Annotated in this window: 23 protein-coding genes and 1 pseudogene; 18 read left to right on the top strand and 6 right to left on the bottom strand. The window is 73.8% G+C overall.

Features of this window, described 5'->3' with window-relative positions; genetic code table 11:
• Positions 1 to 50 precede the first annotated feature (50 nt).
• A complete protein-coding gene (locus RLT57_RS04695) occupies positions 51 to 1,310 on the top strand; it encodes a glycosyltransferase (RefSeq protein ID WP_311296095.1) in 1,260 nt (419 codons plus the stop codon).
• Positions 1,311 to 1,447: 137 nt separating this feature from the next.
• A complete protein-coding gene (locus RLT57_RS04690; RefSeq protein WP_311296094.1) occupies positions 1,448 to 1,666 on the top strand; it encodes an I78 family peptidase inhibitor in 219 nt (72 codons plus the stop codon).
• A 50-nt stretch (positions 1,667 to 1,716) separates the two neighbouring features.
• Here the strand turns inward: RLT57_RS04690 and RLT57_RS04685 are convergent, their stop codons facing one another.
• Positions 1,717 to 2,778 carry a phosphatase PAP2 family protein gene (locus tag RLT57_RS04685; protein ID WP_399128033.1) on the bottom strand — a complete coding sequence of 354 codons (1,062 nt, stop codon included), beginning with the start codon at positions 2,776 to 2,778 and terminating at the stop codon, positions 1,717 to 1,719.
• Between the two features lie 348 nt (positions 2,779 to 3,126).
• On the opposite strand from RLT57_RS04685, the pseudogene RLT57_RS04680 reads away from it, so the two are divergent.
• Positions 3,127 to 3,357: pseudogene (locus RLT57_RS04680) on the top strand (MFS transporter); the annotation flags it as partial.
• Between the two features lie 336 nt (positions 3,358 to 3,693).
• Positions 3,694 to 4,890 carry an acyl-CoA dehydrogenase family protein gene (locus tag RLT57_RS04675; protein ID WP_311296092.1) on the top strand — a complete coding sequence of 399 codons (1,197 nt, stop codon included), beginning with the start codon at positions 3,694 to 3,696 and terminating at the stop codon, positions 4,888 to 4,890.
• Between the two features lie 42 nt (positions 4,891 to 4,932).
• Here the strand turns inward: RLT57_RS04675 and RLT57_RS04670 are convergent, their stop codons facing one another.
• Positions 4,933 to 5,376: a cell division protein SepF gene (locus RLT57_RS04670; RefSeq protein WP_311296091.1), complete on the bottom strand. Its 444-nt coding sequence runs from the start codon at positions 5,374 to 5,376 to the stop codon at positions 4,933 to 4,935.
• A 1,019-nt stretch (positions 5,377 to 6,395) separates the two neighbouring features.
• Here RLT57_RS04670 and RLT57_RS04665 point away from each other — a divergent pair.
• The 3 genes from RLT57_RS04665 (at position 6,396) to RLT57_RS04655 (ending at position 9,765) form a co-directional block, all read left to right on the top strand.
• On the top strand, positions 6,396 to 7,505 hold the full coding sequence (locus tag RLT57_RS04665) for an LLM class flavin-dependent oxidoreductase (protein WP_311296090.1): 1,110 nt from the start codon (positions 6,396 to 6,398) through the stop codon (positions 7,503 to 7,505).
• Positions 7,506 to 7,741: 236 nt separating this feature from the next.
• Positions 7,742 to 8,494: a DUF1684 domain-containing protein gene (locus RLT57_RS04660; RefSeq protein WP_311296089.1), complete on the top strand. Its 753-nt coding sequence runs from the start codon at positions 7,742 to 7,744 to the stop codon at positions 8,492 to 8,494.
• Positions 8,495 to 8,739: 245 nt separating this feature from the next.
• The gene (locus RLT57_RS04655; protein ID WP_311296088.1) at positions 8,740 to 9,765 is read left to right on the top strand and encodes a S1 family peptidase; all 1,026 of its coding nucleotides are present in this window, start codon (positions 8,740 to 8,742) and stop codon (positions 9,763 to 9,765) included.
• Between the two features lie 186 nt (positions 9,766 to 9,951).
• On the opposite strand, the gene RLT57_RS04650 is transcribed toward RLT57_RS04655, so the two are convergent.
• Entirely contained in the window at positions 9,952 to 10,416 is a 465-nt protein-coding gene (locus RLT57_RS04650) for a PPOX class F420-dependent oxidoreductase (protein WP_311296087.1), read from the bottom strand.
• Positions 10,417 to 10,749: 333 nt separating this feature from the next.
• Here RLT57_RS04650 and RLT57_RS04645 point away from each other — a divergent pair, with 333 nt between their 5' ends.
• The 7 genes from RLT57_RS04645 to RLT57_RS04615 all read left to right on the top strand — a co-directional run bounded on the left by RLT57_RS04645 (position 10,750) and on the right by RLT57_RS04615 (position 17,370).
• Positions 10,750 to 11,604: an esterase/lipase family protein gene (locus tag RLT57_RS04645; RefSeq protein ID WP_311296086.1), complete on the top strand. Its 855-nt coding sequence runs from the start codon at positions 10,750 to 10,752 to the stop codon at positions 11,602 to 11,604.
• Between the two features lie 580 nt (positions 11,605 to 12,184).
• Positions 12,185 to 13,684 carry a carboxyl transferase domain-containing protein gene (locus RLT57_RS04640; RefSeq protein WP_311296085.1) on the top strand — a complete coding sequence of 500 codons (1,500 nt, stop codon included), beginning with the start codon at positions 12,185 to 12,187 and terminating at the stop codon, positions 13,682 to 13,684.
• A gap of 46 nt (positions 13,685 to 13,730) precedes the next feature.
• Entirely contained in the window at positions 13,731 to 14,879 is a 1,149-nt protein-coding gene (locus RLT57_RS04635) for a methyltransferase domain-containing protein (RefSeq protein ID WP_311296084.1), read from the top strand.
• Complete coding sequence (locus RLT57_RS04630; protein WP_311296083.1) at positions 14,876 to 15,247, top strand: GntR family transcriptional regulator; 372 nt, start codon at positions 14,876 to 14,878, stop codon at positions 15,245 to 15,247. Before RLT57_RS04635 ends, RLT57_RS04630 begins: the two co-directional genes overlap by 4 nt.
• Positions 15,248 to 15,379: 132 nt before the next feature.
• Positions 15,380 to 16,066: a HemK2/MTQ2 family protein methyltransferase gene (locus RLT57_RS04625; RefSeq protein WP_311296082.1), complete on the top strand. Its 687-nt coding sequence runs from the start codon at positions 15,380 to 15,382 to the stop codon at positions 16,064 to 16,066.
• Positions 16,050 to 16,334, top strand: a complete 285-nt coding sequence (locus tag RLT57_RS04620) for a CDGSH iron-sulfur domain-containing protein (protein WP_311296081.1) — start codon at positions 16,050 to 16,052, stop codon at positions 16,332 to 16,334. Before RLT57_RS04625 ends, RLT57_RS04620 begins: the two co-directional genes overlap by 17 nt.
• A complete protein-coding gene (locus RLT57_RS04615; protein ID WP_311296080.1) occupies positions 16,315 to 17,370 on the top strand; it encodes an iron-containing redox enzyme family protein in 1,056 nt (351 codons plus the stop codon). Before RLT57_RS04620 ends, RLT57_RS04615 begins: the two co-directional genes overlap by 20 nt.
• 228 nt (positions 17,371 to 17,598) lie before the next feature.
• Here the strand turns inward: RLT57_RS04615 and RLT57_RS04610 are convergent, their stop codons facing one another.
• Positions 17,599 to 18,660: a DUF5925 domain-containing protein gene (locus tag RLT57_RS04610; protein ID WP_399129759.1), complete on the bottom strand. Its 1,062-nt coding sequence runs from the start codon at positions 18,658 to 18,660 to the stop codon at positions 17,599 to 17,601.
• Between the two features lie 545 nt (positions 18,661 to 19,205).
• Here RLT57_RS04610 and RLT57_RS04605 point away from each other — a divergent pair.
• Together RLT57_RS04605 and RLT57_RS04600 are read left to right on the top strand one after the other, a co-directional pair.
• Positions 19,206 to 20,000, top strand: a complete 795-nt coding sequence (locus RLT57_RS04605; RefSeq protein ID WP_311296078.1) for an SGNH/GDSL hydrolase family protein — start codon at positions 19,206 to 19,208, stop codon at positions 19,998 to 20,000.
• 171 nt (positions 20,001 to 20,171) lie between these two features.
• Positions 20,172 to 20,435 carry a hypothetical protein gene (locus RLT57_RS04600; protein WP_311296077.1) on the top strand — a complete coding sequence of 88 codons (264 nt, stop codon included), beginning with the start codon at positions 20,172 to 20,174 and terminating at the stop codon, positions 20,433 to 20,435.
• Positions 20,436 to 21,108: 673 nt separating this feature from the next.
• Here RLT57_RS04600 and RLT57_RS04595 read toward each other — a convergent pair.
• On the bottom strand, positions 21,109 to 21,855 hold the full coding sequence (locus RLT57_RS04595; RefSeq protein ID WP_311296076.1) for a GntR family transcriptional regulator: 747 nt from the start codon (positions 21,853 to 21,855) through the stop codon (positions 21,109 to 21,111).
• The gene (gene hmgA, locus RLT57_RS04590; protein WP_311296075.1) at positions 21,852 to 23,189 is read right to left on the bottom strand and encodes a homogentisate 1,2-dioxygenase; all 1,338 of its coding nucleotides are present in this window, start codon (positions 23,187 to 23,189) and stop codon (positions 21,852 to 21,854) included. Before hmgA ends, RLT57_RS04595 begins: the two co-directional genes overlap by 4 nt.
• A gap of 507 nt (positions 23,190 to 23,696) precedes the next feature.
• On the opposite strand from hmgA, the gene RLT57_RS04585 reads away from it, so the two are divergent.
• Together RLT57_RS04585 and RLT57_RS04580 are read left to right on the top strand one after the other, a co-directional pair.
• Entirely contained in the window at positions 23,697 to 23,900 is a 204-nt protein-coding gene (locus RLT57_RS04585) for a hypothetical protein (protein ID WP_399128026.1), read from the top strand.
• A gap of 99 nt (positions 23,901 to 23,999) precedes the next feature.
• Entirely contained in the window at positions 24,000 to 25,433 is a 1,434-nt protein-coding gene (locus RLT57_RS04580; protein ID WP_311300570.1) for an aldehyde dehydrogenase family protein, read from the top strand.
• Positions 25,434 to 25,478: the final 45 nt, after the last annotated feature.

Raw genomic sequence — 25,478 nt, 5'->3', positions numbered from 1 at the left:
CGGCGCGGACGGGAGCGGGACACGCCGGGGCCGGCCGACCCAGGAGCGCCGTGCGCATCACCTTCCTGCTGAACAACGCGTACGCCATCGGCGGCACCGTCCGCACCACCCACAACCTCGCCGGGCAACTCGCCGCGGAACACGACGTGGAGATCGTCTCCGTGTTCCGGGACCGCGACGACCCCTCCTTCCGCCACCACCCGCGGATCCGGCTGCGCCACCTCGCCGACCTGCGTCCGCACGGCCCGGACAGCGTCCTGGACGATCCGCGCCGACTGCGGCCCGCCGCCGTCTTCCCGGCCGCCGACCGCCGGTACGCCGCGTACAGCGCGCTCACCGACGAGCTGATCGGCCGCTGCCTGGCCGGACTCGACGCCGACGTGGTGGTCGGCACCCGGCCCGGCCTCAACGTGCACCTGGCCCGGCAGGCCCCGCGCCGGCTGGTCCGGGTCGCCCAGGAGCACCTGACCCTCGACACCCACTCCACCCGGCTCGTCCTGGCCCTGCGCCGCCACTACCCCGGGCTGGACGCGGTGACCACCACCACCGGGGCGGACGCGGCCGTCTACCGCCGCAGGATGCCGGGGGTACGCGTCACCGCCGTCCCCAACTGCGCGCCGGCCGCCGGCGCCGTGCTCTCCGACTGCACCGCCCCGGTCGTGGTCGCCGCCGGCCGGCTCACCGAGGCCAAGCGCTACGACGACCTGATCCGCGCCTTCGCCGTCGTCAGCGCCGCCCGACCGGACTGGACGCTGCGGCTCTACGGCGGCGGCGAGCTGGAGGCGGCCCTGGCCGCGCTGATCGCCGAACTCGGCGTCGGCGGGCACGTCACCTTGATGGGCCCGGTCGCCCCGCTGGAACCCGAACTCGCCAGGGCGTCGGTGCTCGCGGTCACCTCCACCACGGAGTCCTTCGGCATGACCATCGTCGAGGGCATGCGGGCCGGCCTCCCGGTGGTGGCCACCGACTGCCCGCTCGGCCCGCGCGAGATCGTCCGCCACGGGGTGACCGGGTTCCTGGTGCCGCCGCGCGATCCGGCGGCCGTCGCCGCCGCGCTGCTCACCCTGATCGAGGACGACGGGCGCCGCCGGGCGATGGGCCGCGCGGCGCTGGCCTTGGCCGGCCGCTACGACCCGGCCGCCGTCGCCGACCGCCACCTGCGGATCTTCCGGGCGCTGCTGGCCGTGCGCGCCCTGCCGGGCCACCGGGCCCGGTCCGCCGCGCGCGCCGGCGCCGCGCGGGCGGCGGGCGGCGTACTGTCCGCCGCCGACACCGCGGGGGCGGCGCTGCGCAGAGCCCGCCGGGGGTGAACGGGCCAGGGCCGGGCGGCCACGGCCACCTCCAGGGTGGAAACCATGAAGATGATGTGACGGAATGGTGTGCGGCGGTGATATCTACTGCCGAGTATTCGGGTACAAATCACGCCGACGCCGCATACGGTGGCTCCATGGAGCCGCAAGCGAACTTCTCCGACAGCAATCCGCACGACGACCTGGACGCGTATCTCGGCCTGGCCGGACAGACCGCGGAGGACCAGGCCCGCGAGCGCGGCTGGACCACGGTACGCACCCTCCCGCCCGGCGCGGTGGTGACCATGGAGTACCAGGCCGGCCGGATCAACTTCATGGTCGACGCGGGCCGGGTGCGCCGCTGCTGGCTCGGCTGAGCCGCCCGGCACGCGCTCCCGGCGCGGGCCGGACGGTCCGGCGGAAGGCGTCAGCCGACCCCGCCGCGGCCGCGTACCTGCTGGTGGACCAGAGGCGTCGCGGGCCGGACCGGGCGGTCGGTGCGTTCCATCGGCGGGCGGCGGCTGCCGGCCGGCGACAGCGGTGTGCGCTCACCCCGCCCGGCGGGCGGTCGGCCCGGCGGATACGGACCGCCGGGCGCCGCGGCGCCGTTCTGGGCGCCGCCGGACGGGACGGCCGACGACTGCGACACCGCGGTCTGCGACCCGGCGCCGACCGGCTCCCGGCTGTCCTCGTCGTCGTCCTCGGACGCCCGCGGTCCCACCAGCGAGGGACCGGCCACCGGCACGCCGGACCAGCGGGGCCGGCGCTCCCGCCAGCGCTCCCAGCCTTCGGCGACGAGGTCCTCGGCACGGGCCATCGCCGGCTCGAACCAGGGCAGCGCCAGCAGGATCAGCAGGCCCGCCGCCCAGCCGAGCAGGACGTCGCTGACCCAGTGCGTACCGAGGTAGACCGTGGTCGCGCCCACCCCGAGGGCGAGCAGCGCGCTGGCCACCGACCCCAGCCGCTGGGCCCGCTGGGTGGTGGCCAGGTACGCCAGCACACCCCAGGTGACCACGGCGTTCGCGGTGTGCCCGGACGGAAATATATCGCCGCCGGCGAACATCTCCGAGGAGCCGACGGTCGTCGCGTAATGCGGGCCGAGCCGTCCCAGGCCGTATTTCACGGCGCCCACGGTGACGTTCAGCAAGAGCAGGGAGGTGCCGAGCACCAGCAGCGGGTGCAGGGTGCGGTGGCGCCAGGAGCGCCAGCCGAGCCAGGCGAGCACCATCACGGCGGTGGGACCGCGCTGGCCGAGAACCACGAAGTAGTCCAGAAACGCGTGGATCTGTGGCCATTGCTTGTAGGGACGCCACAGCATGACCTGCCAGTCGAGCGTCACCAGTTTGGAGGTGGTCAGAACGCCGACGACGATCGCCGCGTAGACCGCCAGCGTCAAGCCGAACAACCAGACGCGTGTTCGGCTCATCCGCGGTAGGTCCCGCCTGGTGGGGTGCTCCACCGTGCGGCGGAGCCTCTCATCGGTACGCACTGGATCGACGTTACAGCGTGTGACGGCATGGAACGGCTGAACAGGCTGCTTTGTAATGACGATGTGATGTGGAGCGGGTCTCATGCCCTCTTTGAAGGGCCGCGATTGGGGCGAATTCGGGAAGGTCGTGGAGTTTATGTTCGGGTGTTGATGCCCACACCCGGCGTCTTCTTATTTATCGCTTATTTCCCTGGTCTTTCTCGGCGGTTTCCCCCCTGATAGTCCGGCCGCCGCCCGCCCGGGGACCTCCACCGGGCGCCGGGCGGCCCGCCGACGGGCGGCTGGACCAGGGGCGCGCGCCGACCGCTCACGTACGCTGACCACTCTCTCGTCCGTGGAGGTGGGCCCGTGACACGGCCGGTCAGCCGGTGGACCGTTCTGGCCGTGCTGTGCGTGAGCCTGCTGATCGCGGCACTGGACGCCACCGTCCTGCACGTGGCCGTGCCCGCGCGCACCGAGGACCTGCGTCCCGGCTCGCAGGAACTGCTCTGGATCGTCGACGCGTACCCGCTGGTCGCCGCCGCGCTGCTGATCCTGTTCGGCACCCTCGGCGACCGGATCGGCCGCCGCCGGGCGGTGACGCGGTTCCGGCGGACGGGGAGGCGGCCGACCCGGCGGCTCCGGGGGCCGGGGCGGGCAGGCCGGCGGCGGGTCGGGAGCGGGCCGCGGGCGCGCGGGCTGGACGCGCGGGGGACTGAGCCGTAACGTCGGCGCCGGACCGGGATGAGCACTGCTAGTTTTCTCGTCGGCGGGCCTTCCCGGCGGCACGCCTCCGGCCGGCGTCCGTCGCGGTCCGTGTCGTCGCGTCCCCGCGTCCTCGCGTCCCCGCGCCGCGGGGCCGTCCGTTGTCCGCTGTCCACGCCGTCGTAGGTCCACGCCCGTCGAGCCGTCGAATTCCAGGCCGGAGGTCCAGCCATGTCCGCGACTACCGCTTCCCGGACCCCCTTCGACCCGTACGACCCGCTGGACCTGGACGACCTCCTCGCCCCGGAGGACCTCGCGATCCGCGACACCGTACGCGGCTGGGCCGCCGACCGGGTGCTCCCGCACGTGGCCGAGTGGTACGAGCGCGGCGAACTGCCCCCCGTCCGGGAACTCGCCCGCGAACTCGGCGACCTCGGGGCCCTCGGTATGACCCTGACCGGATACGGCTGCGCGGGCGCCGGCGCGGTCCCGTACGGACTGGCCTGCCTGGAGCTGGAGGCCGCCGACTCCGGCATCCGCTCCCTGGTCTCCGTCCAGGGCTCGCTGGCGATGTACGCCATCCACCGCTACGGCTCCGACGGGCAGAAGGAGCGCTGGCTGCCGCCGATGGCTGCCGGCGAGGTGATCGGCTGCTTCGGCCTGACCGAACCCGACCACGGCTCCGACCCGGCCGGCATGACCACCCGCGCCCGGCGCGACGGCTCCGACTGGGTGCTCGACGGTCGCAAGACGTGGATCACCAACGGCTCGGTGGCGGGTGTCGCGGTGGTGTGGGCGCAGACCGGGGACGGCGTCCGCGGCTTCCTGGTGCCGGCCGGCACCCCCGGCTTCTCGGCTCCCGAGATCCGCCACAAGTGGAGCCTGCGGGCCTCGGTCACCAGCGAACTGGTCCTGGACGGCGTACGGCTGCCCGCCGACGCGGTGCTTCCCGGAGCCACCGGGCTGCGCGGACCGCTGAGCTGCCTCAACCACGCGCGCTACGGCATCGTGTGGGGGGCGATGGGCGCCGCACGCGCCTGCTTCGAGTCCGCGCTGGAGTACGCCAAGGGCCGCGTGCAGTTCGGCCGGCCGGTGGCCGGCTTCCAGCTCACCCAGGCCAAACTCGCCGACATGGCGGTGGAACTGCACAAGGGAATCCTGCTCGCCCACCATCTGGGACGGCGGATGGACGCCGGGCGGCTGCGCCCGGAACAGGTCAGCTTCGGCAAGCTCAACAACGTACGCGAGGCGATCGGCATCTGCCGCACCGCCCGCACCGTGCTGGGCGCCAACGGGATCTCGCTCGCATACCCCGTCATGCGGCACGCGACCAACCTGGAATCCGTGCTCACGTACGAGGGCACGGTGGAGATGCACCAACTCGTCCTGGGCAAGGCACTCACCGGACTCGACGCGTTCCGCGGCTGACGCGCCCGGACCAGGGCCTCCGCGTCGCCGTCCGGTGAGGCCCTAGGACTGGTTGAAGAAGCGGTCGCCGCCGTGGCGGGTGTCGGCGTTCATGACCGAGTAGTCGGCCGGGGTCAGCAGGAAGACCCGGGTGGCCACCCGTTCGATGGAGCCGCGCAGCCCGAAGGTGAGGCCGGCCGCGAAGTCGACCACGCGCTTGGCGTCGGAGGGCTCCATGGCGGTGAGGTTGACGATGACCGGTACGCCGTCCCGGAACAGTTCGCCGATGCCGCGCGCGTCCCGGAAGCCGTCCGGGGTGACGGTGGCGATCCGGTTGCCCTGCTCGTGCGCCGACTCGCTGGCCACCCGCACCCGCGGATCGGTCACCCAGGCGTCCGCACGTTCGGAGCCCTCGCCGTAGTCGGCGTACTCCTCGTCGTAGTAACCCTCGCCGCCGTTGTCGTCGACGAGGCCCAGCCAGGCACTCGCCCGTCGTACCGAACCCATGGACGCCTCCTCTCTCACACGCGGTCGTACCGTCCGCTGTTCCTATGTTCGTCCATGTTGTGGATGATGTGCCACGCGGATTGCCGCCATGCAGGCGACTTGTGACGGTACTGGCACACACGATAGTGGCGTACCGTCAGGCCGCGGCAGGGGTAAGCGGGGTGACGGTTTAATGGGAACTTCCTTCACGCGCGGGTGATGCACGGGGCCGTACGGCGGTACTTGCCCCGCATGCCGGTCCGATAACCTGCCTGGCGCCGGAAGTGCCGAGCTCAGTAGGGGTGAGGCGGGTGCGTTCGGGATCTTCGGGCCGGTCCGGCGCGGTATGTCCCAAGGGGAAGCGGCCTCCCGGCCGGGCCCGGTGAACGGGCTGTTTCCGGCACCGCGGGACAGCCGCGGGCAATTCCCCCGGATCGCCGCGAATCGTCGCAGTCCGGCCCTGGCGGCTCCAACCGGCGGCGCTGACGGGGACTCAGTCCGCGCCTTCTGGTGAAGACGGTCTTCCGGGGCCGCGACCGGGGGCGGAGTCCGCGGGCGGCGTCGGAGGGTGGCGGGGATCGCCGGCCGGCGCCGCGGGCGGCGGGCGGACACGTTCGGGGGCTGCGGTCGGCGGGCGGGCGGCCGGCCGGATCGGGAGCGAGCCGGGCGCGGTGACGCGGGGGGCCGGAGGGAGGGCCCGGAGCGGCTGAGCGATGCGTGTGTGAAGACAGGACGATCCGTCGGACGTCTGTCGGAGAAGGTCAGTGGCTACGACACGCCGCCGACCACACCCGACCGAAGTCGATGTGGCCGCGGGTGACCAGCTGACAGCTACGCATGCGCACAGTGCAGCAGCCGGGCGGCCGATCCGTCAACCGCGCTGAGACGCCGTGTCCACCTGTCGGACGTGCTTGACAGGCGGCGACGGACTCGGCATAGCCTCATGGACAGGGCCCCTCGGGGACCCAGCCGCGTTGAGGGGCGCGGCGGCTGTGTGAAGGCGTCTCCCGCCTCTTCCGCGTGTCCTACGGAGCCTTCGCGTGCCTGCCGAAACCCCGCCTCCCAGCCCGCCCCCCTCCGCGGCGCCCCCCGCCGCCGTCCCGCGGCCCGCGGCCGCCGCCGCTCCGTACCGGCGTACCCGCCTGCTGCACCTCGCCGCCGCGATCGACGGCCGCGGGCGGCACACCGCGGACCACTACGTGGAACTGGCCCGGCTCGCCGAGCGCGGCGCGCTGGACTTCGTGACGCTGGGCGGCGGCGCCGGCGGCGGTGTCCTCGACGCCCTCGACGCCCTCGACCTGCTCGCGGTCCTCGCCCGGGTCGCGTCCGCCACCGACCGGATCGGCCTGGTGCCCGCCATGGCCGCCGCCTCCGCCGCCCCGGCCGAGCTGGCCCGGAGCGTCGCGGGCCTGGACCGGGTGAGCCAGGGCCGTGCGGGCTGGACGGTCACCGCGCCGGAGGGCGGACCCGCCGGGGGCGGCGACGGAACGGAAGCGGCGGCCGGGCAGCCGGCGCCGAAGCGGGCCGAGGCGCGCTGGCGGGCGGCGGCCGACGTGGTCGGGACGGCCGTGCTGGCCTGGGACACCCTGGAGGGCGCCGAGCACCGGCCGCCGCAGGGCCGGCCGGTGCTCGCGGTGGACGCCACCGAGCCCGCGGCCCGGTCCACCGCCGCCCGGTATGCGGACATCGCCTTCGTCCGGTCCGCCTGCCAGGTCCAGGCGGACCGGATACGTACCGAACTGCGCGGCCGGGCGGCGGAGTGGGGCCGCGACCCGGACCGGCTGCTGGTGCTCGGGGAACTGCGCGTCGACCTCGGCGGTGCCGAACTCGGCCCGGAGTCGGGCACGGTGGTCGCCCCGGTGCCCGACGGATCCGGCGGGGCGCTGTTCCGCGGCGGCCCGGTCGACCTGGCCGAGCTCATGGCGGACTGGCAGCGGGCCGGTGCGGTGGACGGCTTCCACGCGGTGCCGGTCGAGCCCCGGCGCGATCTGGAGCGCTTCGTCAACGGCACGGCGGCACTCCTCCAGCACCGCGGGCTGTTCCGCGCCTTCCATCCGGGCGCGACGCTTCGCGAACACCTCGGCCTGCAACGGCCGGCGGGGGCGGCCCGCGACGGCCGCCCCGGCGGATCGCGGCTCAGGACCGGTTGAACGCGGGGCGCGCCGACGGGACGGCCGTGCCCGAGGCGCGGGCGGCGGCCCGCGCGCCCGACGGCCGCGGCCGTCCGGGGCGCGGGCGGTGGACGGCGGGCGCGGAATGGATGCCTTCGTCGCGCGGGTTGTACCACTGATCCGGCAACGCGGTTCAGCGGGCGCCCGGCCTACCGCGGGTCGACGCTTCGAGATCGTCTTTGGCTTCCGTTTCCGGCATGGAAAGGTTGGCGCACATGAGTACACAAACCGATGAGCAGGCAGTCGCCGAGTGGGAGAAGTGGCGCGAGGGGCGGGCCGAGTCGGTCGCCGCGGCCGACGGCCTGCTGGCCCTGACCGGTACGCACTGGCTCGACGACCTGCCGGACGGCGTGATCCCCGGGCTGCCGGGCATCTGGCGGCTGGAGGACGGCTCGGTGGTCCGCGAACTGGACGGTGAGAAGACCGTTCTGGAGACCGAGGGCCGTCCGCTGCACCTGCCGGACGGACGGAAGGTGCTGGCGATCGTCCGCGAGGGCCTGCTCGCGGTCCGGGTCTGGGACGCCGACTCCCCGGCTGTGCGGGCGTTCACCGGGATCGACGCCTTCGACTGGGAGCGGCGCTGGGTGGTTCCCGGCGTCTTCCGCCCGTTCGACACCGCCCGCTCGGTGCGGGTGCCGAACGCGGACGGCCGCGAGCGCGGCCTCGGTTTGGCCGGCGAACTCACCTTCACGGTGGACGGCACCGAGCACACCGTGTCCGTCACGGTCCAGGCGGACGGCGGGCTGTGGGCCGTCGTCGCCGACGGGACGAGCGGGAAGACGTCCTTCCGCTTCCGCAACGTATACACCTCCGCGCCGGCCGCGGACGGTTCGGTGACCGTCGACCTGAACCGTACGTCGCTGCCGCCGTGCGCCTTCGCCGACGCGTTCATCTGCCCGTTCCCGCCGCCCGGCAACGCGCTGCCGTTCCCGCTGGAAGCGGGGGAGCGGGCGGTTCTCAGCAGCTGAGACGGCATACGGCGGCATCGTCCGGCACGCCCCGGTGGACCTCTGGTCCGCCGGGGCGTTGCTGTGCCCGGCGGATCCGGGGCAAGAGGCCCCCTTGTGTGTTTCCTGTGAGGTCTGAATACTCCCATGAGTACTCGTCAGACGCATGAGGCGTTCGTTTATCGGTGTCGTTCTGACGGTACACCGACAAATCGGTACACCGTGCAACCACCCTCCACCCACCTCCACCCCCACAGGAGGAACGAGTGAAGTCCACCCGACGCATACAGCTGATCGCGGTCACCTCCGGCCTGTTGGCCGCGACCGCCTTCGCCCTCCCGGCCGCCAGCGCCGCTCCCGCCCCCAAGGCGACCCCGGACGCCGCCGCGTCCCTGGTCGCGCACCTGGGCGCCGACGCCACCGCGGGCACGTACTACGACAGCGCAGCCAAGACCACCGTCGTCAACGTGACCACCCGGGCCGCGGCCGACGCTGTCCGCACCACGGGTGCCACCGCGCGCCTCGTCGAGCACAGCACCGCCCAGCTGCTCAAGGCCGGTGACGCGGCCAGGACCGCGGACGTCGCGGGCACCGCCTGGTCGGTCGACGCGCGCACCAACACCCTGGAAGTCAACGTCGACAGCCGGGTCACCGCCGCTCAGCTGGCCCGGCTGCGGCATTCCACCGCCGCCTACGGCGACGCGGTCCACATCACCCGCGTCTCCGGCACCTTCAACAAGCTGCTGTCCGGCGGCGACACGGTGCAGACCACCCAGTGGCGCTGCTCGGTGGGCTTCAACGTCCGCAGCGGCAGCACGTACTACTTCCTGACGGCCGGCCACTGCACCGAGGGCCTGCCCGCGTACTACACCGCCTCCGGTACGTACATCGGCCCGACGACCGGGTCGAGCTTCCCCGGCAACGACTACGGCATCGTCCGCTACGACTCCACCGTGGCCCACGACGGCACGGTCGGCAGCCAGGACATCACCAGCGCCGCCAACGCGTTCGTCGGTGAGGCGGTCAAGCGCCGCGGCTCCACCACCGGCATCCACAGCGGCACCGTCCAGGCGCTCAACGCCACCGTGAACTACGGCAACGGCGAGGTCGTCTCGGGCCTGATCAAGACCAACGTCTGCGCCGAGCCCGGCGACAGCGGCGGCTCCCTCTACGACGGCACCAAGGCGATCGGCCTCACCTCGGGCGGCAGCGGCAACTGCTCCTCGGGCGGGACGACGTACTTCCAGCCGGTCACGGAGGCGCTCAGCGCGTACGGGGTCAGCGTCTTCTGACCCCTTCGGCGCCGGGCTCCGGGTCCTGACGAGCCCTGAGGTCCCGGGTCCGTTGCCCGAGTCCCGGGTTCCGGCACCCCGGGCCCCCGCCCCGAGCCCGGTCGACCCGGCGGCCTCCCGGCCGCCGGCCGGCGCCCCCGCCGTGTGGAACGCACACGGCGGGGGCGCGCGGACGTGCGGCCGCGGTCAGTCGATCGGGCCGCTCGTCGCCCCCAGGCCCCGGCCCCAGCCGTAGGCCCGGTCCGCGCGCAGCTTGATGATCAGCCGACGTTCGGTGACCATTTTCGCCCGGTACTCGTCCCAGTCCGGGTGCTCGCCCTGGATCGTCCGGTAGAGCTCCACCAGCTCCTCGACCACCGCGTCCCCCGCGTCGGCGGCCACCGGGGTCACCTCGGCATCGCCCTCGGCGACCAGATACGACCACAGGTCGGGCGTCGAGAGGTAGAAGCTGGCCCGCGGGTCCCGGCGCAGGTTGCGGGTCTTCGCCCGGTCGTCGGTCGCCGAGATCCGGATGAGCCGGCTCGCCTCGTCGTAGGCGAACGACACGGTGGACAGCTGCGGCCTGCCGTCCCTCTTGAGGGTGGCGAGCACCCCGGTCCTGTTCTCCTTCAGCAGATCGAACAGCGGGCTGGCGGCGGGCGGCTGGCTCATGGTCACTCCGGGGGATCTCGACGGCGCGGGCGCGGGTGGATCTACGTAGACGTAGCCGGTAACACGTTCGACACATCGCTTGTTCCGTGCCGCGCCCATCCCCCGCCGCCCGCCGGGAAGTTCACTCATCCGACTGATCCCGCCGACCCCGCCGGTCCGGACGCGGCGGCGGCACCGCCCGCGCCGCGCCGCGCCGGATTATTTTACCCGCGCGTAACTAGGCACCGATTGCTACTCGCGCGTAACTTATCGCTGAGCCCAGCGACAGTGATCCGGATCACAGGGCGTGTGTGCCGTCTGCGCGTTCACCTTCCGACCCCGCGAGGAGATCACATGAAGCTGTCCTGGAGGCGACTGCTGGTCACGCTCTGCCTGGCCGCGGCGATGGCCGCCCTTCCCATCGCCGCCGCGTCCGCCCGTTCCGCCCCGACCAGCGGCTGGAACGACTTCTCCTGCCGTCCCTCGGCCCAACACCCGCGTCCCGTCGTCCTCGTGCACGGCACCTTCGCCAACGCCACCGACAACTGGCTGGTCTTCGCCCCCTACCTGGTCGACCGCGGCTACTGCGTCTTCTCCTTCGACTACGGCATGCTCCCCGGCGAGACGCTGGTCGGCGGCCTCGGGCCGATCGCCGACTCCGCGCAGCAGCTGTCCGACTTCACCGACCGGGTGCTCGCCGCCACCCACGCCGCCAAGGTCGACATCGTCGGCCACTCGCAGGGCGGCATGATGCCGCGGTACTACCTGAAGTTCCTCGGCGGCGCCGCCAAGGTGAACGCCCTGGTCGCGCTGGCCCCGGACAACCACGGCACGACGCTGGACGGACTGACCGCGATCCTCCCGTACTTCCCCGGCGCCGCCGGATTCCTGGACTCCCACCTCCCCGGACTCACCGACCAGGTGGCCGGCTCGCCCTTCCAGCAGAAACTCAACGCAGGCGGTGACACCGTGCCCGGCGTGCGCTACACGGTGATCTCGACGATCTACGACGAGGTGGTCACGCCGTACACCACCCAGGCGCTGTCCGGGCCGAACGTGCACAACGTCGTGCTGCAGAACCTGTGCGCGGTCGACCTCTCCGAGCACGTCACCATCGGCCTCACCGACCGCATCGCCTTCCACGAGGCGGCGAACGCGCTCGACCCCGCGCACGCCACCACGACCGACTGCCTGTCGGCTTTCAGCTAGGGTCTGCCGTCCGGATCCGCACGGCGGTGACACCCGCGGCGGCGGCACGGGGAGCCGTCGCCCGGCGGGTCGCCGCGGCCGAGGTCCGCGGCGACCCGCACCGCCCGGCCCCCGCACCGCCCGGCCCCCGCACCGCCCGGCCCCCGCACCGCCCGGCCCCCGCGCGGCACCGTCCGCCGCGCCGGAGGGGCCGGGCGGGACGCGGAGGCGGCGGGCCGCACAACTCCTGCTGCCTGCTGCCCGAACCCGCTGCCCCTGCCAGCAGCCAGCGGCCCGCAGCCGTCACGGAACCGGCCCGACATCCCGGGTCCGCTGCCGTCCGGCCGCCCGGATCGGTGGTTCGTTCGCGTATAAGAGGGTGTGTGGAACGCCGACCGTATCCTGACGACGCCCGCGCCCGGCTCGTCGCGCCCGCCGACCGCGGCGGGCGCCGCGCACCGGAACCGGGCCGTGCGCCCGCACCGCGGGACGCGCCGGCAGCGGGCGACACGCCGACCCGGCCGATCCCGTCCGGCCCCCTCCGCCCGGCCCGGTGACCGCCGTTCACCGCCGACCGGGCGCGGCACGGATCATCGCGGCCGTGGCCGACCCCGGCAGCTGGATCCGCTGGGACGAACCCCGCACCGAGCTCCCCGAAACCGCCGACTACCGCGCCGCTCTGCTCGCGGCCCGGGAGCGTACTGGCCTGGACGAGTCGGTCATCACCGGTGAGGGACGGATCCGCGGCCGCCGGGTCGCGCTGGTCGCGGGCGAGTTCGGATTCCTCGGCGGATCCATCGGCGTCGCCGCCGGCACCCGGCTCGCCGACGCCGTCGAACGGGCCACCCGGGAACGGCTGCCGCTGCTGGCCACACCCGCCTCCGGCGGCACCCGGATGCAGGAAGGAACCATCGCCTTCCTGCAGATGGTCAAGGTCGCCGCGGCCATCACCGACCACAAGGCCGCGGGGCTGCCGTACCTCGTCCACCTGCGGCACCCCACCACCGGCGGGGTCCTCGCCTCATGGGGCTCGCTCGGGCACGTCACCTCGGCCGAACCCGGCGCGCTCATCGGCTTCCTCGGCCCGCGCGTCCACCACGCCCTCTACGGCGAGGAGTTCCCCTCAGGCGTGCAGACCGCGGAGAACCTCCACGCCCACGGCCTGGTCGACGCGGTACTGCCCGCCGCATCGCTCGCCGCCGTGACCGCGACCGTGCTCGACGTACTGTGCGGACGGCAGCGGCCGGACCCCGGCGGAGCCGAGACCGAGACCGAGGCCGCGGCGGTGTCACGGCCCGCACCGCCCGCGCCCGAACCCGCCGGGGACACCGCCGACTCCCTGCGCCGCAGCCGCCGCCCCGAGCGCCCCGGACTGCGGGACCTGCTGCGCCACGCCGCGTCCGTCACCCCGCTCAGCGGTACGGGCGCGGGCGAGCGCGACCCCGGTCTGCTGCTGGCCCTGGCCCGCTTCGGCCCGACGCCCTGCGTCGTGCTCGGCCACGACCGCGGCGCCGCGAAAGGCCCGGCGGCCCCGGCGGCCCGGCCGCTCGGACCGGCCGGGCTGCGCCAGGCGCGCCGCGGTATGCGGATCGCCGCCGAACTCGGCCTGCCGCTGCTCACCGTGATCGACACGGCGGGCGCGGCACTGTCCCGAGAGGCCGAAGAAGGCGGGCTCGCCGCCGAGATCGCCCGCAGCCTCGCCGACCTCGTCACGCTCCGCGCGCCCACGCTGTGCCTGATCCTCGGTCAGGGCGCGGGCGGCGGCGCGCTCGCCCTGCTGCCCGCCGACCGGGTGTTCGCGGCGCGGCACGCCTGGCTGTCGCCACTGCCGCCCGAGGGCGCCTCCGTCATCCTGCACCGCACCACCGACCGCGCCGCCGAACTCGCCGAACGCCAGGGCATCGGCGCGCCCGCGCTGCTCGCCCACGGCATCGCCGACGTGATCGTCCCCGAACACCCCGACGCGGCGGACGACCCCGACTCCTTTCTCTGCGGCCTCGCCGCCCTGCTCGGTGCCGAACTCGCCACGCTCCGCACTCTCGACCCGCGGGTGCGAACCGCCGCCCGCAGAGCGCGTTACCGCAGGCTGGGCGAGTCGTGAGCAGGTGCCGGGGCCGATTGTCAGTGGCGGATGGCAGGCTGTTCCCATGAGCACCGAGAGTGACGACCGCCTGTTCTGGGACGCCGCCGCCGAAGACTTCGACGACGAGCCCGACCACGGCCTGCGCGACCCGCGGGTCCGCGCGGCATGGGCCGTACGGCTGCGGTCGTGGCTGCCCGGCGGCCCGTCCGACGTGCTCGACCTCGGCTGCGGCACCGGGAGCCTCGCCCTGCTCGCGGCGGAACAGGGCCACCGGGTCACCGCGGTGGACCGTTCGCCGCGCATGGCCCGGCTCGCCCGGCGGAAACTCGCGGGCACCGCGGCCCGGGTGGTCGTCGGCGACGCGTCCCGGCCCCCGGTCAGGCCCGGCGGCTTCGACACGGTGCTGGTCCGGCACGTGCTGTGGACCCTGCCCGATCCGGTGGCGGCGCTGCGGCACTGGGCGCGACTGCTGCGGCCCGGCGGGCGGCTGGTGCTGGTCGAGGGCCGCTGGGGCGCGTCCGACCCGGTCGGCCTCACCGCCGACGCCCTCACCGGACTGGCCGCACCGCTCGGCGGGGTCATCCACGTCGAACAGCTCGGATCCGACCGGGCGCTGTGGGGACGCCAGGTGGAGGACGAGCGGTACGTGGCGGTGGTCCGGCCGGCCGCAGCCGCGCCGCCCGCCTCCCGCCGACGGCACACCGAGATCGTGGACGTGCACCTGCTGGTGCTGCGCGGCGGGGACGTGCTGCTCACCCGCCGCGCGAACACCGGGTACGCGGACGGGCTGCTGCACGTCCCCTCCGGACACCTGGAGGACGGCGAGGACGTCAGAAGCGGCATGATCCGGGAGGCGTACGAGGAGGTCGGCCTTGACCTGGCGCCGCAGGACCTGGAGGCCGTCCTGGTCATGCAGCACCGGGCGCCGGACGGCGGGGCGCGGATCGGCTGGTTCTTCCTGACCCGGCTCGCCGGGGGCACCGAGCCCGTCAACCGGGAGCCCGACAAGTGCTCGGAGCTGGCCTGGTACCCGCTGGCCGCGCTGCCCGACGACATGGTGGCCTACTGCCGGGCGGGCCTGAACGCCTACCGCGCCGGGCACCGCTTCCTGCTGCATCTGCACCAGAGCGGGGACGACATCGCCCACGATCCGGCCGGACCGGACCGGGCGGTGCCGCTGGCACCACCGGCTGTGCCAGGATCGCTCATATGAGCCTGAAGATCGTCATCGATCAGGACGCGGTCACCGCTCCCTACGACCAGCTGCGCGGACAGATCGCGGAGGAGGCGCGCGCGGGCCGCCTCCCGGTCGGCTACAAGCTGCCCACCGTACGGGGGCTGGCCGAGCAGCTGGGGCTGGCCGCCAACACCGTCGCCAAGGCGTACCGGGTCCTCGAGGCGGACGGGGTGATCGAGACCCGGGGCCGTCACGGCACCTACATCGCCGCCGGTGACGCCCGCTCCCGCGCGGTCGCCGCCGCCGCGTCCGCCTACGTCGAGCGGACCCGCCGCCTCGGCCTGGACCGCGACGCCGCCCGCGCCGCGGTCGAGGAGGCGCTGCGCGCCGCCTACAGCGACTGAGCCCCGTCCCGGTTGTGGGGGGTCCCGGCTCGGCCGTGCACGGTCCCCAGGGTCGTCCGTCCGTTTTGCGTACTTCCGAAGGCGGTGGGCAGGAGTCGCCTACGAACCATCCGCAGGTCACGGAGGTACCAGATGACGATCACTGCCGCGCTCCCGCAGCGCCTGGGCGAGCTGTGGACGCTCCCCGGGGTGTATGCCCCTCAGGCCGACACGCACCTGCTCGCACAGGCGCTGCGCGACGAGGGGGTCACGGCGGGCATGGACGTCCTCGACGTCGGTACGGGCAGCGGCGCCCTCGCGCTGCTCGCCGCGCGGATGGGCGCCCGGGTCTCCGCCACCGACATCTCCTGGCGGGCCGTGGCGACCGCCCGGATCAACGCGGCCCGCGTCGGTACCCGCATCCGGGTCCGGCGCGGCGACCTGACCGCCCCGATGGCCGACCGCACCTTCGACCTGGTAGTGAGCAACCCGCCCTACGTGCCCACGCCCGACACCCGGCGGACCGCCACCCGGGGCGCCGCGGTGGCCTGGAACGCCGGCCACACCGGGCGGCAGGCTGTGGACCGGATCTGCGCCCACTCCCACAAGGTGCTCAGGCCGCACGGCGTCCTGCTGATGGTCCACTCCGGCCTGTGCGGGGTGGAACCGACCCTGCGCCGGCTGACGGAGGCCGGGCTGAGCTGCTCGGTCACCGAACGGGCCTATGTGCCCTTCGGGCCGGTACTCACCGAACGGCTGCCCTGGCTGCGCGCCCAGGGCCTGGTCGGAGCGCACGAGGACAAGGAAGAGCTGGTGGTCGTCCGTGCCGAACGCAGCTGACCGCCCGCGGCGCGTCACCGTCGAGCGGGACGGGCCGATCCTGGTCGAAGGACCGGTGGAAGTGCTCCGGGACGACGGGACGGTCGCCGTCTCCGACCGCTTCGTGGTCGCCGTCTGCACCTGCCGCCGGAGCCGCGCCTACCCGTGGTGCGACACCAGCCACCGCGGCCGCAGACGACCGGCCACCGCCGAGCACCCCGGCCGCGACGAGCGGAAGCCCGACCACGATCCGAAGGGAAGCGCACCCCATGACGGCGACCACCGCTGACCGGCGCCGCGCCGACCCGGACCTGCCCGCGCCCCGCGGCCCGCTGTCGGCCGGGATCGCCGCCGCGCTCACCGGACCGCAGGGCACCGCGCCGGACCCACGCGGGGCGGCGGCGGTTGCCGACCCGTACGGCGAAGACCTGCACCTCGCCCTCTACCTGCTGTACGAGCTGCACTACCGCGGCTTCGCCGGGGTGGACGACGACCGCGAGTGGGACCCCGCGCTCATGCCGGTGCGCCGGGCCCTGGAGGACCGCTTCCTGGGCGCGCTGCGCGCCGACGTACCGGCGGGCAGGGACATCGACGAGGCGCTCGGCGACCTGCTGGTGGAGTCCACCGACCACGAGGGCAGCGTGGCGTACCACCTCGAACACGACGGTGAGCCATGGCAGCTGCGCGAGTACGCCGCGCTGCGCTCGCTCTACCACCTGAAGGAGGCCGACCCGCACGCGTGGGTGATCCCACGGCTGCGCGGGCGGGCCAAGGCCGCCATGGTCGCCGTCGAGTACGACGAGTTCGGCGCCGGCCGTCCCGAGAACGTGCACGCGCGCCTGTTCGCCGACCTGATGGCGGACCTGGGACTGGACACCGGGTACGGCCGCTACGTGGACACGGCACCGGCCGCCGCCCTCGCCACCGTCAACCTGATGACGCTGTTCGGACTCCGCCGTGCGCTGCGCGGGGCACTGGTCGGCCACTTCGCCTGCGTCGAGGTCACCTCGTCACCCGGCTCGCGCCGCCTCGCCGAGGCCATGCGCCGTACCGGGGCGGGCCCGGCCGCCGAACGCTTCTACACTGAGCACGTCGAGGCGGACGCGGTGCACGAGCAGGTCGTACGGCGGGACGTGATCGGCGGCCTGCTCGCCGACGAGCCGCAGCTTGCGGCCGATGTGGCCTTCGGTGCGGACGCGACCGTGTTCCTGGAGGACCGGCTGGCCGCCCACCTGCTCGACGCCTGGCGCGGGGGCCGGTCCGCTCTCCGCGGCCGGCCGGACGGCGCGGGGCGGCACCTCACCGGCGCGGCGGGTTCGGCGTAGGAACGCCGGGCGAGGTTGGGCGCGGGGCGCGCCGGGGCAGTGGACCTGCGGGAGGGCGTGGCGCAGCCGCCGACAGCGGCGCGCGCCGGGGTCATCACCGGGGCGGCGGCGCCGGATCCGCCGCCTCCCTCACGGCGGACCGACCGGAGCGGACCGGGCGGGCCGCCGACCGACGTGACCGGTCGCCGGACCGGTGCCGGTCCGGTGGCCGGTCCCAGGGGCGGCCGGTCACAGGTAGAGGCCGTCCGACGACTGGGCGGGCACCGGCAGGATGGCCGGGCGGCCGCGGCGCAGCGCGTACAGCTCGGCGAGGGTGGCGCCCTCCCGCCCGACGCCTTCGCTGGTGCCGAGCCAGTCGACCGCCTCCTTGCGGGTGAGCGGGCCGACCTCGATCCGGGCCAGGCAGCGGCCGGGGCGGACCACCGCGGGGTGCAGCCGCTCCAGGTCCTCGTTGGTGGTGATGCCGACCAGCACGTTGCGGCCCTGGCCGAGCAGGCCGTCGGTGAGGTTGAGCAGCCGGGACAGCGCCTGCCCGGTCTGGTGCTTGGCCTGACCGCGGATCAGTTCGTCGCAGTCCTCCAGGAGCAGCAGCCGCCAGCGGCCGCCGGTGGCGTCGTCCTCGCCGATGGCGATGGACATCAGATAGCCGACGTCGTTGAAGAGCCGCTCCGGGTCGAGGACGCAGTCCACCTGGCACCAGTCGCGCCAGGCTCTGGCCAGGGTGCGCAGCGCCGAGGTCTTGCCGGTACCGGGCGGGCCGTGCAGGAGCAGCAGCCGGCCGGCCACGTCGTCGGCGGTGAGCTTCATCAGGCCGTCCATCGCCTCCGCCACCGGCGCGGTGTAGTTGACCCGTAGTTCCTCCCATGTGGCGGCGGCGATCCGCCGGGTGGTGCGGTGCGGGCCGCGGCTCGGCACGATGTACCAGAAACCCATGCTGACGTCGTCGGGCTGCGGCTCGGGCTGGTCCTCGGCGTCGTCCACCGCCGACTTCAGCACCTGCTCGGCGAGTTCGTCGGTGACCGCGGCCACGGTGACGTCGGCGCCGCGATTCCAGCGGGAGATGAGCACGGTCCAGCCCTCGCCCTCGGCGAGGGTGGCACTGCGGTCCTTGTCGCGGGCCTGCCGCAGCACGGTCGCGTCCGGCGGCAGTAGCGTCAGGCCCGCCTTGACGTTCTCCACCGAGGCGCCGCGGGCGAACGGCTGCTCCCCGGAGGTGAAACGGCCGAGGAAGAGCGCGTCCACCACGTCCGACGGCGAGTCGCTGTCGTCCAGCCGCAGGTGGATGGGCAGCGCGTGCTGCGGCGCCGTGACGGAGGCGGCCGTCTTCTTCCCTGCCTTCGAGGCCTTCGAGGCCTTCTCGGCCCGCGCGGCACTCTGCGGCCTGACGGCCCGGTCGGACGTGGCGGCCCGCCCGACCTTCTCGACCTTCTCTGTCTTCTCGGCCTTGTCGGACGTGGCGGCTTTCGTGGGCTTACCGGTTCCGGCGGGCGGCACTTGCCTCCTCGGCGCACGGGCTGTGGCGGACATGTGGCCCATGATCCGCCCTCGGGGACCGATTCGCCCAGTGCTTTTCATCACGGGTGCGGCGAACTGGTGGGCAGCATCACCCGATTGGCCCAATGTGCCCTTACCCGAGGTCATGGCACACCAATCTCACCGATCGGGTTGATTCGGATCAAGTCGCCACGGATATGAACGTTACAGAGTCAAACGGACGTCTGGGCAGTCCTTCCTGACGGGCTGTCACTCCCTGCCGCCATCCACCCGCACGGCACTCCCCGCGGTCGCCGCCGGCCGGAACGACGGATGTGGCGGCGATCCCCCAAGGAGGTTCCATGAAAAGGCCAGGCCGTGTGTCGGCGGCGTTCGCGCTGATCCTCACCTTCGCGCTCTCGCTGTTCGGAGCGGGCACCGCACGCTCCGCGGGCCCCAACTTCGTGGCCCTGGGCGACTCCTACGCCTCAGGAGTCGGCTCCGGAGCCTACGACGGCGCCAGTGGCGCCTGCAGGCGAAGCGTCAAGGCGTACCCCGCGCTGTGGGCCGCCGCCCACGCCCCCACCTCGTTCGCCTTCACCGCGTGCTCCGGCGCGCGGACCGCGGACGTCGTCAACAGCCAACTCGGCCCGGTCAACGCGGCGACCGGGCTGATCAGCGTCACCGTCGGCGGCAACGACGCGTCGTTCTCCGACGTCATGACCACCTGCGTACTGGATTCACAGACCGCTTGTCTGAACAGGATCGCCCAGGCCCGCACCTTCGTCGACAAGACCCTGCCGGGACGGCTCGACGCCGCCTACGACGCGATCCGCGCCAAGGGCCCCCACGCTCATGTGGTAGTGGTCGGCTACCCGCGCTTCTACCAGGTACCCGGGAGGTGCCTGGTGGGAATCGGCGACACCGCGCGCAACGCCGTCAACGCCGCGGCCGACGAACTGGACACGGTGATCGCCAAGCGTGCCGCCGACCACGGCTTCACCTTCGCCGACGTACGGACCGCCTTCACCAAACACGAACTGTGTTCCGCCTCGCCGTGGCTGCACAGCCTGACGCTGCCGGTCGACGACTCCTACCACCCCACGGCGGCCGGACAGGCCGGCGGCTACCTGCCCCGGTTCGGTGCCGCAGCCTGAACCTCCGCCACTTTGGCGGCCTTCTGTCACGGCCACCACGTTCAAGGGTCAACGCCCGTGGGAAGAAAGTGAATCGAGCGACCTGGACATGCGGGGGTCGCGCGCATGACGCGGCGGGGCGCTAGGGTTAGCCTGCCCGAGCCGGGTGCCCTCTACGGGGTGGGGAGAGTCATGGACCAGATAGCGATGCCGAGCAGGCCGAGAGTGCCTGCCATCAACTGCGGTACCAGCGCGTCCAGCGCGCGCCTCGATCGGCACCTGGCGATACTGTCCGGGCCCGCCGCGCCGCAGCACGACACCGACGACGCGACCGTGCTCATGCGGGAGCTGACCTCGCGGCAGACCGTGCACACCGGGACGAACCGGGGCGCCCGGGTATCGCTCTTCGCGCCGCTGCGGCGGCTGCGCCGATCGCTGTTCGGCAGCCGCGGCTGACCCTGACCCCGGCACCCGCGCGGTAGTCACCGGTTCTCTCCCTGGACCCGGCTCACCACCCGGACCGTCACGACGGCCACACCGTCCCGGCTCGGCGCTGCTCTGTGCGGCGCCTCGGTGTGCGCCCGTCGAGGCCGCCCCTCTCCCCGGCGGTCGCCCCCGGTCCCCGTCATCGCCACCACTTGCGTGCGGCTTTCCCCGGCCGCGTTCACAGCAGGGCGAACTGACCGTCCGGTCCCTCCTCGGGCCGGTACGGACCCGGGCCCGCGGCCGGTCGCGGGCACCGGCAGCACCCCGGCGGCCCGCGTCCGCACCGCCGTGTCCGGCCCGGCTGCGGAGCGCCATCCGCCCGAGGAAGCCGGCCGGCTCACGGGCGCGGCCCGGCCGCCAGCGTCAACCGGCTGATCAGCTCCAGCGGCTTTGAAGCGGTGGTACGCGTCCACGCTGCCAGGCGCAGCGCTTCCCGTGAACCGGGTCCGCCCGGTGCGGTCCGCCGTTCGTACCGCCGCCCCGGCGCCCGCACTGCCGCCGGTTCGGCTCCCGCGCCTCGGCGGCGAGCGGTGAGACCTGGCCCTCGCCGGCCGCGGCGCACGCTCCCGCGGGTCGTACGACAGCTGTCCGGGCGGCGGTGGCGGGGCGTCATCGCTCATCGCAGGCATGCCGCTGACGGGGTTCAGGGCGTCTCCATGGTCACGGTGAAGGAGAATCCGTCCCCCCGGTAGTGGATGCGCACCACGTCCACCGCCTGCCCGCGGTCGTCGTAGGTCACCCCGGTGTAGTGCAGGATCGGGCTGAGCAGCGGGACGTCCAGCAGTCCGGCCGTCTCGGGGTCGGCCAGCCGGGCCTCCACGGTGTCGGTGATCCGGCTGATCCGCACCCCCAGCACGTCCCGCAGCACCTTCGTCATCGGCCAGCGCTCCAGATCGGCGGGGTCGATCCGGGCGGCCAGCTCGGGACGGACGTAGTTCTCCGCCCAGTCGGTGGGCTCGCCCGCGTCGTCGTGGCGCAAGCGCCGGTAGGCGGTCGTCTCGGCCAGACCGGGGAAGTGTTCGGCGACGCCCGCCGGCAGCGGCGAGGGCCCGTGCCGGAGCACCCTGGTCCGCCCGCCGGACTGCTGGGCGACGATCGCGTCCACCGAGCCGAGCAGCCTCACCGGGGCCCCGCGCAGCGCGGCCGGCTCGATGAAGGTGCCGCGCCGGCGGTGCCGGGAGATCAGGCCCTCGTCCGCCAGTTCCTTGAGCGCCTGCCGCATGGTCAGCACGCTCACCCCGTAGTGCGCCGCCAGGCCGTCCTCGGTGGGCAGCCGCAGCGGCGCGTCCGCCGGGCGGCCCAGTATCGAGGCGCGCAGCGACTGCGAGACCTGGTACCACAGCGGCAGCTTCCCGGTGAGGACCAGGGAGTCGGGAGCGAAGGAGATCACGGCCGGAAGTTCCTCCCGAGCCCCTCCCAGACCCTGTCGTACCCCTGCTGGCGGTGGCCGGCGCCCAGGGCCGCCCCGGTGGGGACCACCGGCCAGCGGGTCTCGAACATGAAGGCCAGCCCGTCGTCCACCTTCTGCGGTACCAGCTCGGCGGCGCCGGCCCTGTCAAAGGTGGCCCGGTCCGGGCCGTGCGCGGACATCATGTTGTGCAGTGAGGATCCGCCCGGCACGAACCCCCGCGCCTTCGCGTCGTAGGCGCCCTCGACCAGGCCCATGAACTCCGACATCACGTTGCGGTGGAAGTACGGCGGCCGGAAGGTGTCCTCGCCGACCAGCCAGCGTGGCGCGAACACCACGAAGTCGACGCCGGCCAGCCCCGGGGTGTCCGACGGCGCGGTCAGCACCGTGAAGATCGACGGGTCCGGGTGGTCGTAGCTGATCGAGCCGAGCACGTTGAAGCGCCGCAGGTCGTAGACGTATGGCACGTGGTTGCCGTGCCAGGCGACCACGTCGAGCGGGGAGTGGTCGTAGCTGGCCGCCCACAGATGGCCGCCGAACTTGTTGACCACCTCGATGTCCTCGTCGCGGTCCTCGAAGAAGGCGACGGGCGCGAGGAAGTCCCGGGCGTTGGCCAGTCCGTTGGCGCCGATCGGGCCGAGGTCGGGCAGCTGGAAGGGGCGGCCGTAGTTCTCGCACACGTAGCCGCGGGCGGTGGCCTCCAGCAGCTCGACGCGGAAGCGGATGCCGCGGGGGATCAGCGCGACGTGCCCGGGTTCGGCGCGCAGCAGGCCCAGTTCGGTGCGCAGCAGCAGAGCGCCCTGCTGCGGGACGATCAGGAACTCCCCGTCGGAGGAGGAGAACACCCGGGCGTCCATCGAGCGGTTTGCCGCGTACCAGTGGATGCCGATGCCCTCGCGGCGCATGACGTCGCCGTTGCCGCCGACCGTGACCAGCCCCCGTACGAAGTCGGTCGGCTCGTCGGGCAGCGGGAGGGGGTCCCAGCGCAGCCGGTTGGGATCGGGCTCCACGTCCTGGAACGGGGCGCTGCGCAGCTGCCCGTCGGGGATCCGGTGGAAGGGCGGATGGGCCGCCGAGGGCCGGATCCGGTAGAGCCAGCTGCGGCGGTTGTGCGCCCGCGGTTCGGTGAAGGCGGTGCCGCTCAGCTGCTCCGCGTACAGGCCGAGGGGTGCGCGCTGCGGGGCGTTGCGTCCGATGGGGAGCGCGCCCGGGACGGCCTCGCTGCTGTGCTCGTTGCCGAATCCGGGAGAGTGGGCGAGGCCGTCGCCGTCCGCGGCCGGTGCGACCGCTGTGCCGCTGTTCTGCGTGACGTCCATGATGCGTGCCCCGTTCCGGCTACCCGTGCTGTCGCCCCGATTCCTATGCTGAACCATAGGAATCGGGGCGGCAACCTTTGGACGGCGTCTCCGCAGGCACTTGCCGCGGGGATCGCCGGAGACCGCGGGGCACCGGGATCCCCGGGTCGGCTGTGCCGCGTCCGGGCGGGACGGGCGCGGCGGCCGGCCGCGACCGGCTCGTCCGCCGCCGCCGGTATGTCCGCCGAGGGGTGCTCGCGGCCCGGCCGAAGTTATCCACAGGTGCGGAATCCGTTCCTGCGTGCTGCCGGCGGGCGCGGCTACTGTCGTTCTCAGTGCCGATCGGCAACGCGGAAGACCACCGCGCGCCGACGCCGTCGCCGATGAGGGGGAACCACCGATGTCCACCACCGCCCTGCGTGTCCGTCCGCTCCGCGAGGCCGTCCGCGGCCTCACACCGGCCATCGACGAGGGCCGGGTCACCCGCGCCCGCGCTGATTCGGGAGGACGTGTTCAGCGCCGGGCGCGGTGGGTCTGCCGCACGGCCGGGGCCGCGACCGGGAGGGCACCCGGCCGACCGCCGCCGCCCGGGAGCCGGGATCCGACGTCAATCAGCCGCCGGACGGCAGCCGGTTCGACCCGCTGTCCGGCACCGCCGTGCTCAACGGCTTCCCGGTGCGCGGGGAGGCCGTGACCGACGGCACGACCCGGCCCCTGGCCACGAAAAACTAACGACGCTAATTTGAGCGTCGGACGCAGTGGCTGGTTCTAGTCGATATCCAACTTCCAGAGGAGCGCGGCAGAGTGGACGGCACAGCGGCAGGCACGCGGGTGAGCGGCCCGGCGACGGGCGCGGCGGGGGTCTTCCAGGCCCGCGACGCCCACTACATCGACGGAAAGTGGCGGCCGGCGGCCGGTGAGGAGCGGATCGACGTCGTCAACCCGACCACCGAGCAGATCATCGGACAGGTGCCGGCGGGTGACGCGCGGGACGTGGACGCCGCGGTACGGGCGGCGCGGGCCGCGTTGCCCGGCTGGGCGGCGACCGCGCCGGCCGAGCGCGGCGCCCTGCTCGCCGCCGCCCGGGAGCTGATGTCCGCGCGGCGGGCGGAGATCGCCGCCACCGTGAGCGCGGAGCTGGGCGCGCCGCCGGCCTTCGCCGCCGCGGTGCACGCCAACCTGCCCATCTCCGTCATGCGCTCCTTCGCCACGCTGGCGGCCGAGTACGAGTTCGAGGAGCGGGTCGGGAACTCCCGGGTGTTCCAGGAACCGGTCGGGGTGGTCGGTGCCATCACCCCCTGGAACTACCCGCTGCACCAGATCGTGGCGAAGGCCGCGCCGGCGCTGGCGGCGGGCTGCACGGTGGTGCTCAAGCCGGCCGAGGACACACCGCTGGTGGCCCAGCTGCTGGCGGCGATCCTGGACGAGGTGGGGCTGCCCGCAGGGGTGTTCAACGTGGTGACCGGGCTCGGGCCGGTCGCCGGGCAGGCGCTGGCCGAGCACCCGGACGTGGACCTGGTGTCGTTCACCGGTTCCACCGCGGTCGGGCGGCGGATCGGCGCGGCGGCGGGCGCGGCGGTCAAGCGGGTCGCCCTGGAACTCGGCGGCAAGTCCGCCAACGTGGTCCTCCCGGGTGCGGACCTCGCGAAGGCGGTGAACGTCGGCATCGCCAACGTCTTCGCCAACTCCGGCCAGACGTGCAGCGCGTGGACCCGGATCCTCGTCGACGCCGAGCGCTACGACGAGGCCGTGGGGATCGCCACCGAGGCCGCCGCCAAGTACCTGCCCGGACAGCGGCTGGGCCCGGTGGTCAACGCCAAGCAACGGGAGCGGGTGCGCGGCTACATCCGGCGCGGCGTGGAGGAGGGCGCCCGGATCGTGGCGGGCGGCCCCGAGGCACCCGAGGGGCTCGGCACGGGCTACTACATACAGCCCACCGTCTTCGCCGACGTGCGGCCGGAGATGGCCATCGCCCAGGAGGAGATCTTCGGCCCGGTCGTGGTGCTGATCCGCTACGAGGACGAGGAGGACGCGCTGCGGATCGCCAACGGCACGGTCTACGGGCTGGCCGGCGCGGTCTGGGGCGCGGACGAGGACGCGGCGGTGGCGTTCGCCCGCCGGATGGAGACCGGGCAGGTCGACATCAACGGTGGGCGGTTCAACCCGCAGGCGCCGTTCGGCGGGTACAAGCAGTCCGGGGTCGGGCGGGAGCTGGGGGCGCACGGACTGGCGGAGTACCTCCAGACCAAGTCCCTCCAGTTCTGACCCGCGCCGCTCTCCGGCCCGCTGCTCCCTGGCTCCCTGCTCGCC

Origin of the sequence: Streptomyces sp. ITFR-21, assembly GCF_031844685.1 — a bacterium.
In the GTDB taxonomy this organism is placed as follows: domain Bacteria; phylum Actinomycetota; class Actinomycetes; order Streptomycetales; family Streptomycetaceae; genus Actinacidiphila.
Note: the sequence above shows the minus strand (reverse complement) of the source record. Positions and strands in the feature narration are given on the sequence as shown.

What these genes read in the sequence shown, in the direction of transcription:
- RLT57_RS04690 (WP_311296094.1), top strand. Translation starts at nt 1,448, where the DNA reads ATGGAGCCGCAAGCGAACTTCTCCGACAGCAATCCGCACGACGACCTG.
- RLT57_RS04675 (WP_311296092.1), top strand. Translation starts at nt 3,694, where the DNA reads ATGTCCGCGACTACCGCTTCCCGGACCCCCTTCGACCCGTACGACCCG.
- RLT57_RS04670 (WP_311296091.1), bottom strand. Translation starts at nt 5,376, where the DNA reads ATGGGTTCGGTACGACGGGCGAGTGCCTGGCTGGGCCTCGTCGACGAC.
- RLT57_RS04660 (WP_311296089.1), top strand. Translation starts at nt 7,742, where the DNA reads ATGAGTACACAAACCGATGAGCAGGCAGTCGCCGAGTGGGAGAAGTGG.
- RLT57_RS04650 (WP_311296087.1), bottom strand. Translation starts at nt 10,416, where the DNA reads ATGAGCCAGCCGCCCGCCGCCAGCCCGCTGTTCGATCTGCTGAAGGAG.
- RLT57_RS04645 (WP_311296086.1), top strand. Translation starts at nt 10,750, where the DNA reads ATGAAGCTGTCCTGGAGGCGACTGCTGGTCACGCTCTGCCTGGCCGCG.
- RLT57_RS04635 (WP_311296084.1), top strand. Translation starts at nt 13,731, where the DNA reads ATGAGCACCGAGAGTGACGACCGCCTGTTCTGGGACGCCGCCGCCGAA.
- RLT57_RS04630 (WP_311296083.1), top strand. Translation starts at nt 14,876, where the DNA reads ATGAGCCTGAAGATCGTCATCGATCAGGACGCGGTCACCGCTCCCTAC.
- RLT57_RS04625 (WP_311296082.1), top strand. Translation starts at nt 15,380, where the DNA reads ATGACGATCACTGCCGCGCTCCCGCAGCGCCTGGGCGAGCTGTGGACG.
- RLT57_RS04615 (WP_311296080.1), top strand. Translation starts at nt 16,315, where the DNA reads ATGACGGCGACCACCGCTGACCGGCGCCGCGCCGACCCGGACCTGCCC.
- RLT57_RS04605 (WP_311296078.1), top strand. Translation starts at nt 19,206, where the DNA reads ATGAAAAGGCCAGGCCGTGTGTCGGCGGCGTTCGCGCTGATCCTCACC.
- RLT57_RS04600 (WP_311296077.1), top strand. Translation starts at nt 20,172, where the DNA reads ATGGACCAGATAGCGATGCCGAGCAGGCCGAGAGTGCCTGCCATCAAC.
- hmgA (WP_311296075.1), bottom strand. Translation starts at nt 23,189, where the DNA reads ATGGACGTCACGCAGAACAGCGGCACAGCGGTCGCACCGGCCGCGGAC.